Source organism: Streptomyces griseochromogenes (assembly GCF_001542625.1).
GTDB classification, from domain to species: domain Bacteria; phylum Actinomycetota; class Actinomycetes; order Streptomycetales; family Streptomycetaceae; genus Streptomyces; species Streptomyces griseochromogenes.
This window is the reverse complement of the sequence record NZ_CP016279.1, coordinates 8,334,821-8,353,079: the sequence shown is the minus strand read 5'-3', so window position 1 is coordinate 8,353,079 and position 18,259 is coordinate 8,334,821. Positions and strand designations below refer to the sequence as shown.

General features: G+C 71.1%; 19 protein-coding genes. 11 read left to right on the top strand and 8 right to left on the bottom strand.

What is annotated here, in order from left to right; genetic code table 11:
* Positions 1–119: 119 nt before the first annotated feature.
* Positions 120–893: an IclR family transcriptional regulator gene (locus tag AVL59_RS36205; RefSeq protein WP_067313156.1), complete on the bottom strand. Its 774-nt coding sequence runs from the start codon at positions 891–893 to the stop codon at positions 120–122.
* A gap of 140 nt (positions 894–1,033) precedes the next feature.
* Between AVL59_RS36205 and AVL59_RS36200 the strand changes: the two genes are divergently transcribed.
* Both AVL59_RS36200 and AVL59_RS36195 read left to right on the top strand, forming a co-directional pair.
* Positions 1,034–2,563, top strand: a complete 1,530-nt coding sequence (locus AVL59_RS36200; RefSeq protein ID WP_079147165.1) for an aldehyde dehydrogenase (NADP(+)) — start codon at positions 1,034–1,036, stop codon at positions 2,561–2,563.
* 231 nt (positions 2,564–2,794) lie between these two features.
* A complete protein-coding gene (locus AVL59_RS36195; RefSeq protein ID WP_067313153.1) occupies positions 2,795–3,403 on the top strand; it encodes a DUF1349 domain-containing protein in 609 nt (202 codons plus the stop codon).
* On the opposite strand, the gene AVL59_RS36190 is transcribed toward AVL59_RS36195, so the two are convergent.
* Positions 3,363–4,748: an MFS transporter gene (locus AVL59_RS36190; RefSeq protein WP_067313151.1), complete on the bottom strand. Its 1,386-nt coding sequence runs from the start codon at positions 4,746–4,748 to the stop codon at positions 3,363–3,365. The genes AVL59_RS36195 and AVL59_RS36190 overlap by 41 nt on opposite strands.
* A gap of 70 nt (positions 4,749–4,818) precedes the next feature.
* Here AVL59_RS36190 and AVL59_RS36185 point away from each other — a divergent pair, with 70 nt between their 5' ends.
* From AVL59_RS36185 to AVL59_RS36170, 4 genes are all read left to right on the top strand, one after another.
* Positions 4,819–5,796: a GlxA family transcriptional regulator gene (locus tag AVL59_RS36185; RefSeq protein ID WP_067313150.1), complete on the top strand. Its 978-nt coding sequence runs from the start codon at positions 4,819–4,821 to the stop codon at positions 5,794–5,796.
* Entirely contained in the window at positions 5,793–6,296 is a 504-nt protein-coding gene (locus AVL59_RS36180; RefSeq protein WP_208870499.1) for a GNAT family N-acetyltransferase, read from the top strand. Before AVL59_RS36185 ends, AVL59_RS36180 begins: the two co-directional genes overlap by 4 nt.
* A gap of 93 nt (positions 6,297–6,389) precedes the next feature.
* The gene (locus AVL59_RS36175; protein ID WP_067313148.1) at positions 6,390–7,106 is read left to right on the top strand and encodes a DsbA family oxidoreductase; all 717 of its coding nucleotides are present in this window, start codon (positions 6,390–6,392) and stop codon (positions 7,104–7,106) included.
* A gap of 96 nt (positions 7,107–7,202) precedes the next feature.
* Positions 7,203–8,264 (top strand): aminotransferase class V-fold PLP-dependent enzyme, encoded by a 1,062-nt coding sequence (locus AVL59_RS36170; protein ID WP_067313146.1) that lies wholly within the window; start codon positions 7,203–7,205, stop codon positions 8,262–8,264.
* A gap of 78 nt (positions 8,265–8,342) precedes the next feature.
* Here the strand turns inward: AVL59_RS36170 and thpD are convergent, their stop codons facing one another.
* From thpD to AVL59_RS36140, 6 genes are all read right to left on the bottom strand, one after another.
* Entirely contained in the window at positions 8,343–9,230 is an 888-nt protein-coding gene (gene thpD / locus AVL59_RS36165) for an ectoine hydroxylase (protein WP_067313145.1), read from the bottom strand.
* A 3-nt stretch (positions 9,231–9,233) separates the two neighbouring features.
* The gene (locus AVL59_RS36160; RefSeq protein WP_067313144.1) at positions 9,234–9,638 is read right to left on the bottom strand and encodes an ectoine synthase; all 405 of its coding nucleotides are present in this window, start codon (positions 9,636–9,638) and stop codon (positions 9,234–9,236) included.
* 30 nt (positions 9,639–9,668) lie between these two features.
* Positions 9,669–10,940, bottom strand: a complete 1,272-nt coding sequence (gene ectB, locus AVL59_RS36155; protein WP_067313143.1) for a diaminobutyrate--2-oxoglutarate transaminase — start codon at positions 10,938–10,940, stop codon at positions 9,669–9,671.
* A gap of 13 nt (positions 10,941–10,953) precedes the next feature.
* Positions 10,954–11,472, bottom strand: coding sequence for a diaminobutyrate acetyltransferase (gene ectA / locus AVL59_RS36150; protein ID WP_067313141.1), 519 nt, complete (start codon positions 11,470–11,472; stop codon positions 10,954–10,956).
* A gap of 267 nt (positions 11,473–11,739) precedes the next feature.
* On the bottom strand, positions 11,740–12,267 hold the full coding sequence (locus AVL59_RS36145; protein ID WP_067313139.1) for a DinB family protein: 528 nt from the start codon (positions 12,265–12,267) through the stop codon (positions 11,740–11,742).
* A gap of 126 nt (positions 12,268–12,393) precedes the next feature.
* The gene (locus AVL59_RS36140; RefSeq protein ID WP_067313137.1) at positions 12,394–13,494 is read right to left on the bottom strand and encodes a pyridoxal-phosphate-dependent aminotransferase family protein; all 1,101 of its coding nucleotides are present in this window, start codon (positions 13,492–13,494) and stop codon (positions 12,394–12,396) included.
* Positions 13,495–13,645: 151 nt separating this feature from the next.
* On the opposite strand from AVL59_RS36140, the gene AVL59_RS36135 reads away from it, so the two are divergent.
* The 5 genes from AVL59_RS36135 to AVL59_RS36115 all read left to right on the top strand — a co-directional run bounded on the left by AVL59_RS36135 (position 13,646) and on the right by AVL59_RS36115 (position 18,252).
* Positions 13,646–14,488 carry a transporter substrate-binding domain-containing protein gene (locus AVL59_RS36135; RefSeq protein WP_067313135.1) on the top strand — a complete coding sequence of 281 codons (843 nt, stop codon included), beginning with the start codon at positions 13,646–13,648 and terminating at the stop codon, positions 14,486–14,488.
* Positions 14,485–15,318 (top strand): amino acid ABC transporter permease, encoded by an 834-nt coding sequence (locus tag AVL59_RS36130; protein ID WP_067313131.1) that lies wholly within the window; start codon positions 14,485–14,487, stop codon positions 15,316–15,318. The genes AVL59_RS36135 and AVL59_RS36130 overlap by 4 nt, the downstream gene beginning before the upstream one ends.
* Positions 15,315–16,091 (top strand): amino acid ABC transporter ATP-binding protein, encoded by a 777-nt coding sequence (locus tag AVL59_RS36125; RefSeq protein ID WP_067313129.1) that lies wholly within the window; start codon positions 15,315–15,317, stop codon positions 16,089–16,091. Before AVL59_RS36130 ends, AVL59_RS36125 begins: the two co-directional genes overlap by 4 nt.
* Positions 16,092–16,116: 25 nt before the next feature.
* Positions 16,117–17,208 (top strand): amidohydrolase family protein, encoded by a 1,092-nt coding sequence (locus AVL59_RS36120; RefSeq protein WP_067313127.1) that lies wholly within the window; start codon positions 16,117–16,119, stop codon positions 17,206–17,208.
* 141 nt (positions 17,209–17,349) lie between these two features.
* On the top strand, positions 17,350–18,252 hold the full coding sequence (locus tag AVL59_RS36115; RefSeq protein ID WP_067313125.1) for an SCO1860 family LAETG-anchored protein: 903 nt from the start codon (positions 17,350–17,352) through the stop codon (positions 18,250–18,252).
* Positions 18,253–18,259 lie beyond the last annotated feature (7 nt).

The window sequence follows — 18,259 nt, the reverse complement described above, 5'->3', positions numbered from 1 at the left end:
TCCGCCGCTCGGGGGAGACACCAACGGCCCGAGTCGGACACGACACCGCCGGCCACCGCAGTGGCGGCCGGCGGTGCTCGGATTCGGGCAGCCGGGGTTGCCGGGCGGAGTCCTGCTGATCACAGCCTTCGCGTCGCCAGCGTCAGCCGGTCCCTCGCGTCGAAGAGGGCGTCCTTGATCATCTGTTCGTGGGCCGGGGTCAGACGGGCCACCGGTACCGAGCAGCTGATCGCGTCCCGGGCCGGGGTGCGGTACGGGATCGCGACGCCGAAGCAGCGCAGGCCCAGCGTGTTCTCCTCCCGGTCGACGGCGAAGCCCTGCTCGCGGACCTGGTGCAGTTCCTCGATGAGCTTCTCGCGGTCGGTGATCGTGTGCTCGGTCAGCGCGGGGAGGGTCTCCGGGAGGAGCTTGCGGACCTGTTCGTCGGTGTGGGTCGCCAGCAGCGCCTTGCCGAGCGATGTGGAGTGGGCGGGCAGGCGCCGGCCGACGCGGGTGAAAGGGCGCAGGTAGTGCTGCGACTGGCGGGTGGCCAGGTAGACCACGTTCGTGCCGTCGAGACGGGCCAGGTGGATCGTCTCGGTCGTGTCGTCCGAGAGGCGGTCGAGGGTCGGCCGGGCCGCCGCCACCACCTCGTCGCCGTCGATGTAGGACGTGCCGACCAGCAGCGCCCGCACCCCGATGCCGTACCGTGTGCCCGTCGCGTCCGTCTCCACCCAGCCCAGCTCCACGAGTGTGCGCAGCAGCATGTACAGACTGGACTTGGGATAGCCCACGGCCTCCTGGACGGCCGCGAGGGAGTGCATGCCGGGTTTGCCGGCGAAGTACTCGAGCAATTCAACGGTCCGCACCGCGGACTTGACCTGCGCCCCGCCGCCTGTCTCGCCTGCCGACATCGACCTTGACCCCTTCGTTCGACGAGGACCTGGATATATAGTCTCCGAGCAGCTTATTCATCATCGGAGACGGCGTTCAGTATATCGAACGCGGCTGATGGTTGACCTCGAAAGTGCGGCCTTACTTGGAGGGATCCGCGGTGGCAGCAGCACCAGTCTGGAGCGTCGACCCGCGCACCGGGAAGCAGCGTGAACAGGTTGCGGTGGAGGCCACAGCCCAGGAGGTGGACGCGGCCGTCGAGGCGGCACACGCCGCGCGAGCCGCCCTCGCCGACCGCTCGGTCCGCTCCGCCTTCCTGCGCTCGGCCGCGGCCGGCCTGGACGCCGCCCGGGACGGCCTGATCGAGACGGCCGACGCCGAGACCGCCCTCGGCCCCGTCCGGCTGACCGGCGAACTCGCCCGTACGACCTACCAGTTGCAGTCCTTCGCCGACATCGTCGACGAGGGCGCGTTCCTGGACGTCGTCATCAACCACCCCGACGACACCGCCACCCCGCCCGTCCCGGACCTGCGCCGCCACAAGGTCCCGCTGGGCGTCGTGGCCGTCTACTCCGCCTCCAACTTCCCCTTCGCCTTCTCCGTCGCCGGAGGCGACACCGCGAGCGCGCTGGCCGCGGGCTGCCCGGTGGTGGTCAAGGCCCACCCCGACCACCCGGCCCTGTCCGAGCTGGTCGCCAAGGTGCTGCGCCGGGCCGCGGCCGAACACGACATCCCCGAGGGCGTCGTAGGCCTCGTGCACGGCTTCGACGCGGGCGTCGATCTGATCAGGCACCCGCTGGTCGCCGCCGCGGGCTTCACCGGCTCGGTGCGCGGCGGGCGGGCGCTGTTCGACGCGGCCGCCGCGCGTGAGGTGCCGATCCCGTTCCACGGTGAACTGGGCTCGCTGAACCCGGTCGTGGTGACCGAGGCGGCCGCGGCCGAGCGGGCGGAGGTCATCGGGTCCGGGCTCGCCGGATCCATGACCCTGGGTGTCGGCCAGTTCTGCGTGAAGCCGGGTCTGGTGCTGGTGCCGTCCGGCGCGGCGGGCGACGGCCTCGTCAAGGCCCTCACCGCCGCCGTCGCCGACACCGACGCGGGTGTCCTCCTCGACCACCGCATGCGGGACAACTTCATCGCGGGCGTCGCCGAGCGCGCACAGCTGCCCGAGGTGGAGACGCCGGTCACGCCGGGCGCGGGGGGCGAGCACTCGGTGAGCGCGGGCTTCCTCACGGTTCCGGCGCGCAAGCTGGCCGAGGAGGGGGCGTACGACCTGCTGCTGGAGGAGTGCTTCGGGCCGGTGACCGTGGTGGTCCGGTACGAGGACGCGGACGAGGCCACGGCGGTGCTGTCGCGGCTGCCGGGCAACCTGACGGCGACGGTTCACCTGTCCGGTGCGGAGGCCGCGGGCGAGGGGCGTGGTGCCGAGATCCTCGCGGAGCTGACGGCGCTGGCCGGGCGGGTGCTGGTGAACGGGTGGCCGACGGGTGTCGCCGTGGCTCCGGCCCAGCATCACGGAGGGCCGTACCCCGCGACCACCTCCACGTCCACGTCCGTGGGCGGTACGGCCATCGAGCGGTGGTTGCGGCCGGTCGTCTATCAGGGGACGCCCGAGGCTCTGCTGCCCAAGGAGCTCCATGACGAGAATCCGCTGGGGCTTCCTCGGCGGTTCAACGGGGTTCTGGAGCGGTAGCGCCGGTAGAGGTACCGGGATGTGCGCACGGCCTCGGCCAGGGCCGCGGTGGTGTTCGGGCGGCACACGGCTCGGGCTGCCGGTCCGCACCCGGCTGTGGCCGGCGGTGGCGCCCGCGGACCTGGCCACCACCGGCCGGGCGCCGGCCCGGCATGCCGAGGTGGCCTTCGCCGCCGGCACCGGCACCGGCACCCGCGATCTCCGCGTCTCCCTGCCTGCGACACTTTGGCGATGGACATAGAGCTTCCCGAACTTCCCTTCCCCCTGCGGACCTACGGGCCCGACGGAGACTGGTCCTACGAGGGCGGTGTGCTCACGGGGTGGGCCGAGCCCCGGCAGGACCGGTTCGTGCCCCCCATCGGTGAAGCCCTGGACCCCGCCTCCGACGCGCCCCGGCTGCTCGGGGCGCCCGAGGGGGACTTCCAGCTGATCGCGCGGGTCACCGTCGGGTTCGGTGCCTCCTTCGACGCCGGAGTGCTCTACGTCCATGTCGGCGACCGCGCCTGGGCCAAGCTCTGTCTGGAGTACTCCCCGGACGTGCCCACCGTCTGTACGGTGGTCACCCGGGGCCACTCCGACGACGCGAACTCCTTCACCGTCCAGGGGAGTTCAGTGTGGCTGCGGGTCAGCCGCACCGGACGTGCCTTCGCCTTCCACGCCTCCCGGGACGGCGAGCGCTGGACCTTCGTCCGGCTGTTCACGCTGGGCGAGGAGAAGGAGACCGGCGCGGCGCTGGTCGGCTTCATGACGCAGTCGCCGATGGGGGAGGGGTGTGTCGTGACGTACGACCACCTCCGGTTCAGGCCCGCCTGGCCGAGCGATCTGCGAGACGGAAGCTGAGGACGAGGGTCAGCGCGAACAGGGCCGCGCCCAGCGCCAGGCTCGCCCGCATCCCGGCGACGAAGCCGCCCGCCACCAGTGAACCGAACACCGCGATGCCCAGCCCTCCGGCCACCTGCCGCGCCGCGTTGAGCACCCCGGCCGCGAGACCGGCGCGCTCGGCCGGTACGGCGTCCAGCATCACGGCCGTCAGCGGCGGGATGGTCAGCGCGCAGCCGAGGGCCATGGGGACGAGGAGCGCGGCCACCACGCCGGCGGACGTGCCGGCGTCGACGCTGAGCAGACCGAGCAGGCCCGCCAGGGCGAGCGCCTGCCCGAGCAGCATCGGCAGACGCGGGCCGTACCGCCCGGCCAGCTTCCCGGACACCACGTTCGTCACCGCGATCAGCCCGGACATCGGCAGGAACACCAGCCCGGTGTAGAGCGGCGAACGGCCCTGCACCTGCTGGAAGAAGAGCGAGAAGACGAACACCACGCCGTAGAACGCCACACTGCACGCCGCCCCCGCCGCGACCGCCACCCGCACCGCCCGGTCGCGGAACAGCCCGAGCGGGACGACCGGGTGCGGCTGCCGTGCCTCGGTGCGGACGAACAGGACGCCGGCGGCGACCGCCACGGCGAAGGCCGCGATGCCCGTCGTACCGCCCTCGATCACCGCGAAGGTGACGGCCGTCAGGGCGACCACGGCCGACAGCTGGCCCGGCAGGTCGAGCGGTGCGGGCCGGCGCTCCGAGCGCGGCGCCCGCAGCAGCAGGGCCAGGGCGACCGCGCCGAGGGGCAGATTGATGAAGAAGATCCCCCGCCAGTCCCAGGCCGTGGTCAGTGCGCCGCCCGCCACCGGGCCCAGCGCCACCGCGACCGAACCCCCGGCCGCCCAGGCGGCCACCGCCCGGGCCCGCCGGGCCGGATCGGTGTACGCCTGCCGCACCAGGGACAGCGAAGCCGGCAGCACCACGGCCGCCGCCACACCCTGCACCACCCGCGCGCCGATCAGCGCCGGCAGGCCCGGCGCCAGGCCGCAGGCCGCCGAGGCCAGCGTGAACACCGCGATGCCGAGGGCGTAGGCCCTGCTCGCCCCCACCCGGTCCGCGAAGGCGCCCGTGGAGAGCATCAGGGCGGCGAAGGCCAGGGTGTAGGCGTCCACCACCCACTGCAGTCCGGCAAGGCCGCCGCCGAGCGCGGAGCCGATCGCCGGGAGGGCCACGTTCACCACGGACGCGTCTAGGGTGATCAGCGCGAAGCCGAGCAGGGCGGCGGTGAGGGCGAGTGCGGGTGACTGTTGACCCCTCAACTCGCCCTGTATTTCGGAGAGTCCGGGTTTCCTGACGGTCTCGTTCGTTGGCATGGCTCCATGCTGCGGATCTTTCCCGGCGTACAGTAGTGGCCTGAATGCCACGCATCCGGAGGTTCTGGCCATGCTTCGTGTCGCCGTCGTCGCCTCGCCGCCCGTGTCGATGTTCAACCTCGCCATTCCCGAGCTGCTGTTCGAGAAGGTCCAGGTGGCCGGGCGGCCCGGGTACGAGGTGGTCATCTGCGCCCCCGACCCCGGGGCCGTACCCACCACCGGCTCGCTCACCCTGCAGGTGCCGCACGGCCTGGAGGCGCTGCGGGACGCGGACACGGTGATCGTGGCGGGCACCGGGGAGCCCTTCGCGCCCGACCCGCGCGTGGTGGCGGCGCTGCGCGAGGCCGCCGGGACGGACCGGCGGATCGCCTCCATCTGCTCCGGCGCCTTCTCGCTCGCCGAAGCCGGCCTGCTCAAGGGCCGCACGGCCACCACCTACTGGGCCCACGCCGAGGAGATGCGCCGGCGCCACCCCGACATCGACGTCCGGGGAGACGTCCTCTACGCCCAGGACGGGCCGTTCCTGACCTCCTCCGGCTACGCCGCCGGCATCGACCTGTGCCTGCACATCATCCGCACCGACTACGGCGCCGCCGTCGCCAACGAGGTCGCCCGGCTCGCCCTGGTCGCGCCGGTCCGCCCCGGCGGCCAGACCCAGTTCACCCACACCCCGCTGCCGCCCGAGCGGGGCACCGCCTGCGCCGACACCCGGGGCTGGGCCATGCGCAACCTCGACAAGCCGCTCACCCTCACCGACCTGGCCCGGCACGCCGGCGTCAGCGTGCGCACCCTCACCCGCCGCTTCCACGCCGAGAGCGGGGTCAGCCCCCTGCAGTGGCTGCTCCACCAGCGCATCGAGCGGGCCAAGGAACTCCTGGAGACCACCACCCTGCCGATGGACCAGGTGGCCACCGCCTGCGGTCTCGGCACCGCCGACTCGCTGCGCGCCCATCTGGTCCGCCGGACCGGTCTCACGCCGAGCGCCTACCGCGCCCAGTTCAGCCGCCATGGAACCGGGCCCGGTGCCGTCACGTCCTCCGTTGCATGATCAGTGAACGTGTGACCGGCGCCCGGGTGATCCGCACCGCCCTGCCCGCCGAAGCCGAGACCATCGCCGATCTGCACTTCCGCGCCCGTTCGACGTACTACCCGGACGGCGTCCCGCAGGCCGACGTCGACTGGGCCGAGGCCTGGCGCGGTTCCATCGAGCGGTCCGACGGGCACGTGCTCTGCGCCGTCGCGCAGAGCCGGATCGTCGGCGTCGCCTCCTTCCGCACCCCGGACGGCGCACCCGCGGACACGGTCAAGCTCTTCCAGTTCCATGTCGACCCCGACCACTGGCGCTGCGGCATCGGCATGGCCCTGCACGCGGCCTGCGTGGAGGAGTGGCAGGCCGACGGCAAGCGCACGGCCGTCCTCGACGTGCATACGGACAACGCCCGCGCCCAGGCCTTCTACGCCCGCCAGGGCTGGCTCCCCGACCCGGAGAACCCGCCCGCCGAGGGCGACCACCACCTCTTCCTGCGCTTCGCCGTGCCCGGGAAATGAGCCGTGCCCGGGGAATGAACGCCGCTGTTTGAACGTTCACGTACTGGGCGGAGAGAGCCTCCACGCCCGTACGACCTGGAGAGAGCCGAAGACATGCGCGTCGAGATCTGGAGCGACATCGCCTGCCCCTGGTGCTACGTGGGCAAGGCCCGCTTCGAGAAGGCGCTCGCCGCCTTCCCGCACCACGACGAGGTCGAGGTGGTGCACCGCTCCTTCGAGCTGGACCCGGGCCGCGCCAAGGGCGATGTGCAGCCGGTGATCACCATGCTCACCAGGAAGTACGGCATGAGCGAGACGCAGGCCCAGGCCGGCGAGGACAATCTGGGCGCCCAGGCCGCCGCCGAGGGCCTGGACTACCGCACCCGGGGCCGTGACCACGGCAACACGTTCGACATGCACCGCCTGCTGCACTTCGCCAAGGAGCGGGGCCGCCAGGACGAGCTGATCCAGATCCTGTACCGCGCCAACTTCGCCGAGGAACGGTCCGTCTTCACCGAGGGCGACGTGCGCCTGGTGGAGCTGGCCGTCGAGGCCGGGCTGGACGCCGACGCCGTCCGCGAGGTGCTCGCCGATCCGGCGGCCTACGCCGACGAGGTCCGCGCCGACGAGCGCGAGGCCGCCCAGCTCGGGGCGAACGGCGTGCCCTTCTTCGTCCTGGACCGGAAGTACGGCGTCTCCGGCGCCCAGCCCGCCGAGGTCTTCACCCAGGCGCTGAGCCAGGCCTGGGGTGAGCGTTCCCCGCTGGAGCCGGTCGGCCAGGATGATGCCGAGGCATGCGGCCCGGACGGGTGCGCGGTGCCGCAGCACTGAGAAACCGCAGGTCGCGCCGATGTATAAGCACTCCTAAGCCACTCCACGTAAAAATCCGCAATGGACTACGACTTCATGGGGCCGCAGAGTGGACCCATGGAGACCACGGAGACGTTCGAGAACCTCGTCCGCGCCGAGTTCACCCCGCAGAACACCTACCTCAACACCGCGAGCAGCGGCCTGCTGCCCGCCCGTACCGTCGCCGCACTGCGCGAGGCGGTGGCCATCCGGGCGGAGGGCAGGCCGCTCGATCCGCTGTTCGAGGACGTCGAGCTGGCCCGGGCCGCGTTCGCCCGGCTCGCCGGAGTGCCGGTGACCCGGGTGGCGGCGGGACCCTCGGTGGCCACCCAGACCGCTCTGGTCGCCACCTCCCTGCCCGCCGGCGCCGAAGTCCTGACCGCCGAGGACGACTTCACCTCGGTCGTGAACCCCTTCTACACCCGGGGAGACCTCAAGGTCCGCGCGGTCCCGCTGGAGCGGCTCGCCGAGTCCGTGCGGCCCGGCACCGCACTCGTCGCGGTCAGCGCCGCCCAGTCCGCCGACGGCCGGATCGCCGATCTGTCCGCCCTGCGCGAGGCCGCCCGGACCCACGGGGCACGCACCTACGTCGACTTCTCGCAGTCCGCCGGCTGGCTGCCCATGCGGGCCGATGCCCACGACTTCACCGTCTCCACGACCTTCAAGTGGCTGCTCGGCCCGCACGGGGCGGCCTTCCTCGTCGTCCCCGAGGACCTCGGCGGGCTTTCCCCGCTGCTGGCGGGCTGGGTCGCGGCCGAGGAGCCGTGGAACAGCTGCTACGGCCCGGTGGCCGAACTCGCCCACTCCGCACGGCGGTTCGACGTCAGCCCCGCCCTGTTCACCTACACCGGAGTGCGCCATTCCCTGGCCCTGATCGAGGAACTCGGCGTGGCCGCCGTACAGGCCCACGACCTGGCCCTGGCCGACCGGTTCCGGGACGGACTCGCGGCCCTCGGCCACGAACCCCTGCCCGCCCCCGGCTCGGCGATCGTCTCGGTGCCCGGACTCGGCGACCGCCAGCCCGGGTTGAGCCGCGCCGGCATCGAGGTCTCCGACCGCGCGGGCAACCTGCGCGCGTCCTTCCACCTCTACAACACGCCCGCCGACGTGGATCGTCTGCTGAGCGCGCTGTCCGGCTGACCCGGGTACCTCGCGCGGTGGAACGCGCCAGGGGCCTCCGGCTGTCGCACGGAGGCCCCTGGAACGACGCGCGTCACGTCACCGCACGGGAGTGAAGTCCCGTGCGCCGATGAACTCCGGCCGCCGTACCGGCGCCGCGAACGGCTCCACCGCCGCGTTCTCCACGCTGTTGAAGACGATGAAGACGTTGCTGCGCGGGAACGGCGTGATGTTGTCGCCGGACCCGTGCATGCAGTTGCAGTCGAACCAGGTCGCCGAGCCCGCCCGGCCGGTGAACAGCCGGATGCCGTACTCGCTCGCCAGCGTGGTCAGCGCCGCGTCGGACGGTGTGCCCGCGTCCTGCATCTGCAGCGACCTCTTGTAGTTGTCCTCGGGCGTGGCCCCGGCACAGCCCAGGAACGTGCGGTGCGAGCCCGGCATGATCATGAGCCCGCCGTTGGTGTCGTAGTTCTCGGTCAGCGCGATCGAGACGGACACCGTGCGCATGTTCGGCAGGCCGTCCTCGGCGTGCCAGGTCTCGAAGTCCGAGTGCCAGTAGAAGCCGCTCGCGCCGAAGCCCGGCTTGACGTTGATCCGGGACTGGTGGACGTACACGTCCGAGCCGAGGATCTGCCGGGCCCGGCCGACCACCCGCGGATCGCGCACCAGGCGCGCGAACACCTCGCTGATCCGGTGCACTTCGAAGACCGAACGGATCTCCTTGGACTTCGGCTCGACGATCGAGCGCTCGTCGGCGCGGATCGCCGGGTCGGCGACGAGCCGGTCCAGCTCGCTCCGGTAGACCCCGACCTCGTCCGGGGTGATCAGCTGGTCGACGGCGAGGAAGCCGTCACGCTCGTACGACTGCAGGTCGGCCGTCGTGATCGGGCCGGGCGTGTCCGGGGAGCTCCAGACGACCGGGTCCTGGCGCGGGACGGTCACCTCGCTCGTGCCGCGGCTGGGGTACAGGTCGGTGACGGTGGTCATGGGTCACACCTCCTCGGGCTCGGTGAGCAGCGGGTAGACGCCGTTCTCGTCGTGGTCCTCCCGGCCGGTGACGGGCGGGTTGAACACGCAGAGGCAGCGGAAGTCCTCCTTGACGCGCAGCGTGTGCCGCTCGTGCCCGTCCAGGAGGTACATGGTGCCGGGAGTGATCGTGTGCGTCCTCCCGGTCTCGTGGTCGGTGAGCTCGGCCTCGCCCTCGACGCAGACGACGGCCTCGATGTGGTTGGCGTACCACATCGACGTCTCGGTCCCGGCGTACAGGACCGTCTCGTGCAGGGAGAAGCCGACCCGCTCCTTGGCGAGGACGATCCGCTTGCTCTCCCAGGTGCCGGACTTGGCCTTCACATGCCGGTCGGTGCCTTCGATGTCCTTGAACGATCGGACGATCACGGTGCTGTGCTTCCTCCTCGGTGGATGGCGCTAGACGGTCTCGCGGATGGCGCGGGCGACGATGCTGAGGCCCTCGTCCAGCTCTTCGGGGGTGACGGTGAGCGCGGGCAGCAGCTTGACGACCTCGCCCTCCGGGCCGGACGTCTCGATGAGCAGGCCGAGTTCGAAGGCCCGCCGGGCGACCCGGGTGGCCCGCGCCTTCTCGTGGAACTCCAGACCCCACACCAGACCGCGGCCGCGGTACTCCTTCACATCGGCGAGGTTCTCCTCGGTGATCGAGATCAGTGCCTGCTCGATCTGCTCGCCGCGGGCGCGGGTCTGCTTCTCCATCGCGGAGCCGTCGGCCCAGTACGTCTCGAGGGCCGCGGTGGCGGTCACGAACGCGGGGTTGTTGCCGCGGAAGGTGCCGTTGTGCTCGCCCGGCTCCCAGACGTCGAGCTCGGGCTTGAACAGGCACAGCGCCATCGGCAGGCCGTAGCCGCTGATCGACTTGGACACGGTGACGATGTCGGGCACGATCCCGGCCTCCTCGAAGGAGAAGAACGCCCCCGTCCGGCCGCAGCCCATCTGGATGTCGTCGACGATCAGCAGCATGTCCTGCCGCTCGCACAGGTCCTTGAGGGCGCGCAGCCATTCGGGCCGGGCCACGTTGATGCCGCCCTCGCCCTGCACGGTCTCCACGATCACCGCGGCCGGCTTGTTGAGACCGGAGCCCTGGTCCTCCAGGAGCCGCTCGAACCACAGGAAGTCCGGCACCGTGCCGTCGAAGTAGTTGTCGAAGGGCATCGGCGTGCCGTGGACCAGCGGGATGCCCGCGCCGGCCCGCTTGAAGGCGTTGCCGGTGACGGCCAGGGAGCCCAGCGACATCCCGTGGAAGGCGTTCGTGAACGACACGATCGCCTCCCGGCCCTTCACCTTCCGGGCCAGCTTCAGCGCCGACTCGACGGCGTTGGTGCCGGTCGGGCCCGGGAACATGACCTTGTAGGGCAGGTCGCGCGGGCGCAGCACCAGGTCCTGGAAGGTCTGCAGGAAGGACCGTTTGGCCTTGGTCGACATGTCCAGGCCGTGGGTCACCCCGTCCCGGGACAGATAGTCGATCAGCGCCCGTTTCAGTACCGGGTTGTTGTGGCCGTAGTTGAGTGAGCCGGCACCGGCGAAGAAGTCGAGGTAGGCGTGTCCGTCCTCGTCGTAGATCCGGCTGCCCTGCGCCCGGTCGAACACGGTGGGCCAGCCGCGGCAGTAACTGCGCACCTCGGACTCGATGGTCTCGAAGACGCTGAGGTCGGGCTGGGTGATGGTCACGGTGAATCGCTCCTCAGAGGGCGGTGGACGGGGTCAACGGACCGATGCGGTACAGGACTTCGGCATCGTGCTGGCCGTCGGGGAACAGGTCGGCGGGGAACAGCACCTCGCGGTCGAGGTCCGCTCCGTGCCGGGCGGCGAACGAGGTGAACAGACGCTCGGAGGCCGTGTTTCCGGGGGCGATGGTGGTCTCGATGCCGGTGATCAGGCGCTCGCCGGTGAGCCGGGCGGTCAGCCCGTCCAGCAGCGCGGCGGCGATGCCGCGCCCCCGGTGGGCGGCGTCGACGGCCACCTGCCAGACGAGCAGGACGCGGGGACGGTCGGGCCGCACGTACCCGGTCACGAAACCGACGGGCTCGCCGTCCGCGCCACGCGCCACCGCCGAGGTGGCGGCGAAGTCCCGGCACCACAGCAAATAGCTGTACGAGGAGTTCAGGTCGAGGGTTTCCGAGTTCTTGGCGATACGCCACAGCGCGGGTCCGTCGGACACCGCCGGTCGGTCGATGAACAGGTCTGCTTGTGCGGCAGTCATGCGGCACGAATTTAGCGAGGCAAATTCAGGAATGCACGGGCGCATTGACGGCAGCGGGGGGAGGGATGAGGGCAGGGGCGGTGAAATGCCAGAATTGCACCACCATAAATCTGTACAAAAGATACCCGCTGTGGAGTGTGTCACAATGCGGAAACCTGTTAGAAGCCCGTATGAAAAACTCTCTGTTTAACCTCGAAAAAAGCGGGCAGAAGAATACGGGGAGCTATCGTCCGGGGAATAAGCGGGAATTGTGAAGGTAAATTGAATTCAGAAGCCCGTGGTTCCGTCGATGCGTTCACGCAGTATGTCGGCGTGCCCGTTGTGCCGGGCGTACTCCTCGATGAGGTGAATGAGCACCCACCGCACACTGACCTCGGCCCCGGTCATCGGCCCGTCGGTGATCCGCCCGGTGTCCTCCAGTGACCGCGCGGCACGCAGCCGACGCCCCCGCGTGACCTCCCCGCGCCACGCCGTGAACGCCTCGTCGAGCCCGCGCCCCGGATCGAGGGCGTACCCCGTCGCCTCCTCGAACACCGGTGGCACATCGAGCCCCGCCACCACGCGCTGCCACCAGTTCCGCTCGACCTCGGCGAGATGCTGCACCAGCCCGAGCGGCGTCAGCGCGGACGGCTCGGCCGGGGCGAGCCGCGCCTGTATGTCGTCCAGTCCCCGGAACTTCAGCTCCAGAGTGGCCCGGTGGAAGTCCAGCCAGCTCTCCAGCATGGGGCGCTCGGGGCCGGTCATCAGGGGGACGGGGCGGCCGTCGGGAAGGGTGCCGGGAGTCCTCGTGGTCATGAAGACAGCCTGGCACGCGGCACTGACAACGGTCCGCGCGTCTTCGCGCGGACCGTCCCGTTCCGGCCTGCAGCGGTTGCGGTCGGGCCGCGGCAGGGCCGGGCCTCGTCCTTCAGCCGGACGCCGCTACCGCCATGCCTCGTCCGCCGCGCGGCGGGCACCCTCCAGATCCACCGTCGGTCCCCGCTCGGCGAGGGCCGCGCCCAGCGCCGACAGGCAGCTGTGCACGGCGCCCGGCGTCGCGTCCGGGCCGTAGTGGTTGACGCGGATCATCTCCTCGGCGAGCGCGCCGCCGCCGGCGGCCAGCGGAAGCGCGGGGTCGCTCGCCAGGGCCCGGGCCACCAGCTCCGAGGCCACCACCCCGGACGGGACCCGCAGCGTCGTCGCGACCGGCGCCGCGTCCCTCGCCTCGTGGACGTAGGGCTCGATGCCCCCGCCCAGGGCCGCCGCGCCCGCCCGCGTCGCCGCGGCGGCGGACGCGTGCCGGGCCATCACCGTCCGCGCGCCCGCCGTCTCGATCCGCTCCAGGCACGCCTCCAGGGCCAGCATCTCGAGCTGGGCCGGAGCGTGCAGCAGGGCCTTGCGGCCGCCGTCGATCCAGCGCTCCTTCCAGTCGAGGAGGGAGAGGTAGGAGCGGCGCGGGGCGTTCGGGTTGGCCGCCATCCGGGACCACGCCCGCTCGCTCACCGAGATCGCCGAGACACCCGCCGGGCCGCCCATCGCCTTCTGGGCCCCGATCACGCACAGGTCCACGCCCCACGCGTCCGGCAGCACCGGCTCCGCCCCGACGGAGGCGACCGCGTCCAGGTAGAACAGCGCGCCGTGCTCCCGCACCACCTCGCCGATCTCCGCGACCGGATTGGTGTTGCCGGTCGCCGCCTCCGCGTGGACGAGTGAGACGAAGTCGATCTCCGGGTGCTCGGCGAGGGCCTCCCGGATCTGGGACGCGGTGACCGCCGTGTGGAACGGGACGGACAGGTCGTGCACGGTCGCGCCGCAGTCCCGGAGCCAGTTCCCGAAGGTCTGCCCGTACGGGCCCGTGATCACGTTCAGCGCGGTCGTGCCCGGACGGGCCGCCGCGCGGATCGCGCCCTCCAGGGGCAGCAGCGCCTCGCCCTGTGTGATCACCACGTCCTGCCGGGTCTCCAGCAACCGGGCCACCCGGTCCTCGATGGCGGCGAAGCGCTCGGCACTGAGCGGGGGCAGGTCGAGGAAGGGGTGGGTCACGGCGCTTCTCTCTCCGTTCACGGGCTTCGGTCACAGCGATCGACTCCACCGATCTTAAGGCGAACGGCTTCGTAACCATGGGTTTGGTTTGAGAGGCTCAAACTCTTCCTTATAATCGGAACCCATACTTCCCCCCTACGGAGATCACCCCATGAAAACGCTCGGACGCCGGACCCGCCTTCTGGCAGCCACCACCGCGACGGCCGGGCTCGTGCTCGTGGCCGGCTGCTCCTCCAGCGACTCGGGCAGCGGCCCGACGACCGTCAAGGGAGTCCACCTCGTCAAGGGCGGTCAGCTGACCACCTGCACCCACCTGCCGTACCCGCCGTTCCAGTCGGAGATCGACGGCAAGGTGCAGGGCTTCGACGTCTCCCTCATCGACCTCGTCGCCAAGAACCTCGGCGTCAAGCAGCAGATCCTCGACACGCCGTTCGAGAACTTCAAGACCGGGGCCTTCCTGAACTCCGGCGAGTGCGACCTGGCCGCCGCCGGCATGACGATCACGCCGGAGCGGAAGAAGAACGTCGACTTCTCCGACCCGTACTTCGACGCGACCCAGGCCGTCCTCGTCGACAAGAAGAGCGGCATCAACTCCCTCGCCGACGTCAAGGCCAAGGGCAAGAAGCTCGGCGCCCAGGCGCAGACCACCGGCGAGGACTACGTCAAGGGCAAGGGCTACGACCCGATCTCCTTCGAGTCCTCCGACGCGGTCCTCAACGGCCTGCGCACCGGACAGGTCCAGGCGGTCGTCATCGACTTCCCGGTCGTCCAGGGCTGGCTGAAGGACAAGGCCAACGCGGACAAGTTCAAGGTCGTCGACAACCTCAAGACCGGCGAGCAGTACGGCTTCACGGTGAAGAAGGGCAACACCGCCCTGCGCGAGGCCATCGACAAGGCCATCAAGAACGCCAAGGCCGACGGTACCTACAAGAAGCTCTACGAGCAGTGGATCGGCCCGTACAACGCCTCCGTCGCCTCTCCCGCCGCCTCATGACCGATACCGACGTAAGACTCCAGCCGAAGAAGAAGGGACTCACCCGGCGCCAGAGGCGCCGGCTGTCCCGGGGCGCGCAGTACGCCGTCTTCGTCGCCGCCGTGATCGCCTTCGCGGCCACGGCGGACTGGGGACGGCTGCAGAACCAGTTCGCGCAGGCCGACATCGCGAAGCAGATGTTCCCGGACGTCATCACGCTGGCGCTGAAGAACACCGTGCTCTACACGCTGTCCGGCTTCGTCGTCGGGCTCGTCCTCGGCATGGTCATCGCGCTGATGCGGCTGTCCTCGGTCGGGCCCTACCGCTGGGTCGCGAGCGTCTACATCGAGATCTTCCGCGGCCTGCCAGCCCTGCTGATCTTCATCTTCGTCGGTGTCGCCGTGCCCCTGGCATTCCCGGGCACGGAGATCCCCGGCGGCACCTACGGCAAGGTCGCCCTCGCGCTCGGCCTGGTCTCGGCCGCGTACATGGCGGAGACGATCCGCGCGGGCATCCAGGCCGTGCCCAAGGGGCAGATGGAGGCGGCCCGTTCGCTGGGCTTCTCGCCCGCCCGGGCCATGGTCTCGATCATCCTCCCGCAGGCCTTCCGCATCATCCTCCCGCCGCTCACCAACGAACTGGTGCTCCTCTTCAAGGACTCCTCGCTGGTGCTGTTCCTCGGCGTCACCCTGGAGGAGCGCGAACTGTCCAAGTACGGCCGCGACCTGGCCAGTACGACCGCCAACTCCACGCCGATCCTGGTCGCGGGTCTGTGCTACCTGCTGGTCACGATCCCGCTCAGCTTCGTCGTACGCCGTATGGAGTCCAAGTCCCAGGAGGCGATCCGGTGAGCCGCCCGGAGATCCAGGTAAGCGGGCTGCACAAGTCCTTCGGCGACAACGACGTCCTGCGCGGCATCGACCTGGAGATCGGCCAGGGCGAGGTCGTCTGCGTCATCGGCCCCTCCGGCTCCGGCAAGTCGACGCTGCTGCGCTGCGTCAACCTGCTGGAGGAGCCCACCGAGGGCCAGGTCTTCGTCGGCGGCACCGAGGTGACCGACCCCGACGTCGACATCGACGCCGTACGCCGCCGTATCGGCATGGTCTTCCAGCAGTTCAACCTGTTCCCGCACCTGAACGTCACCGAGAACCTCACGCTCCCGCAGCGCAGGGTCCTCGGGCGGGACAAGGCGAGTGCCGCCGCGGTCGCCGCCGAGAACCTCGCCCGGGTCGGGCTGTCCGAGAAGGCCGACGCCTATCCCTCCTCCCTCTCCGGCGGCCAGCAGCAGCGCGTGGCCATCGCCCGCGCGCTCGCCATGGGCCCGGAGGTCATGCTCTTCGACGAGCCGACCTCGGCGCTCGACCCGGAACTGGTCGGCGACGTCCTCGCCGTCATGCGCATGCTCGCCACCGAGGGCATGACGATGATGGTCGTCACCCACGAGATGACCTTCGCGCGCGAGGTCGCCGACCGGGTCGTCTTCATGGACGGCGGTGTGATCGTCGAGGAGGGCAGCCCCGAGCAGGTCATCGGCAGCCCGCGGCACGAACGGACCCGCCACTTCCTGTCCCGCCTGCTGGACCCGGCGATGGCCGACGTGGAAGAGGGGACTTCCGGAGAGTAGGGGCCCGCTGGCTAAGGTTCCGTACATGAGCGATCGCGCGGTACTGCACGTGAGGGGCCGGGTCCTGGCGGGACCGGAGGACGTCCGTGACGAGCTGTGGGTGGTCGGGGGCCGGGTGTCCTACGACCGCCCCGCCGGCGTCCGTGACGTCCGGACCGTCGAGGGCTGGGCCCTGCCCGGCCTGGTCGACGCGCACTGCCACGTGGGCCTGGACGAGCAGGGCCCGGTCGACACCGACACCGCCGAGAAGCAGGCGCTGACCGACCGCGAGGCCGGCGCCCTGCTGATCCGCGACGCGGGCTCGCCCTCCGACACCCGCTGGATCGACGACCGCGACGACCTCCCGAAGATCATCCGGGCCGGCCGGCACATCGCCCGCACCCGCCGCTACATCCGCAACTACGCCCACGAGATCGAGCCGGAGGACCTCGTCGCGTACGTCGCCCAGGAGGCCCGGCGCGGCGACGGCTGGGTCAAGCTGGTCGGCGACTGGATCGACCGCGACCTCGGCGACCTGTCCGCCTGCTGGCCCCGCGAGGCGGTGGAGGCGGCCATCGCCGAGGCCCACCGCCTCGGCGCCCGCGTGACCGCCCACTGCTTCGCCGAGGGTTCGCTGCGCGACCTGGTCGAGGCGGGCATCGACTGCGTCGAGCACGCCACCGGCCTCACCGAGGACCTGATCCCGCTGTTCGCCGAACGCGGTGTCGCGATCGTCCCGACCCTGGTCAACATCGCCACCTTCCCGCGGCTCGCGGCCGGCGGCGAGACCAGGTACCCGCTCTGGTCGGCGCACATGCGCCGGCTGCACGAGCGGCGCTACGACACCGTGCGCGGCGCGTACGACGCCGGCATCCCGGTGTACGTCGGCACGGACGCGGGCGGCTCGCTGGCGCACGGCCTGGTGGCTGCCGAGGTCGCCGAACTCGTCACCGCGGGCATACCGTCCGTCCAGGCGCTGTCGGCGACGACCTGGGGCGCCCGGGCCTGGCTGGGCCGCCCCGGCCTCGAGGAGGGCGCACCGGCCGACCTGGTGGTGTACGAGTCCGATCCGCGGGCGGACGTACGGGTGCTGGCGGCGCCGCGCCGAGTGGTGCTGAACGGGGTCGTGGTCGGGTAGGGGAACGCGTGTGCCCGGTGATTCGAAGGAGCGTGCGGGTATTCACGTTGGAGTGAAGTAACCCAGGACGGCTGACCGTTCACCCACAGTGCGTACAAGGTTGACGAGTCCCAAGCATGTTCCGTCTGGGGGTCCCCCGCCTTGAACAGCAACAACTTCCGTATGCCCGCACGCCGTCTCGCCACGGTCGCGACGGTCACCGCCCTGGCCGCGGGTCCCGCGGTCCTGGGCGCGGGCGCCGCGCACGCGACCGGTGGCCACGGTCGCGCCTCCGCCGTCGTGCTCCGCACCGGACTCGACGTGTCCCTGCTCAACAAGACCGTGAACGTCCCGCTCGCGGTCACCCTCAATGAGGTCCAGGCGCCCGAGAGCGCCCGGAAGACCGCTCTGACGGCCCGGCTCGACGGGGTGAACGGCGGCAGTCCGTTCACCGTCCTCGGCGCTCAGGCGGCGTCGGCCGGAGCCACGGTGAACGACCGGCTCGCCGAGGGCTCGGTCCGCGTCGCCGACGCCAGGCTGCACGTCCCGGGCCTGCCCCTGCTCTCCCTCGTGGAGGTCGGCACGGTCACGGCGAAGGCGACCTGCGCGGTGGGGAAGCCGCCCGTCGCCACCGCGGACGTGCTCGGCGCCGTCACGGTCCTCGGCAAGCGTGTCACGCTCACCGCCGGCGGCCCGACCGAGGTGAAGGTGCCCGGCGTCGGCGAGGTCCGCCTCGACCTCTCCCGGCACGCCACCACGACCCGCACGGCGGCCGCGACGGCCCTCGAACTCAAGGTCTCCGTCAACCCGTTGAAGCTCAACGTGGCCGAGGTCGAAGGAACGATTACTCTGGCCAAGGCGACCTGCGAGTCACCGATGTTCCCGCCCACCGGACACCCGGTACCGAGCCACGACCCGGCCGCCGGCGTGAAGCCCCAGGGTGCCCGTGCCGACCTCGCGGAGACGGGCGGCAGCTCGGCAACGCCGTACATCGCGGGCGGTGCGCTCGCGCTGGTGCTGGCGGGCGGGGGAGCGGTGGCGGTGGCGCGCCGCCGCAAGAGCTGACGGAACT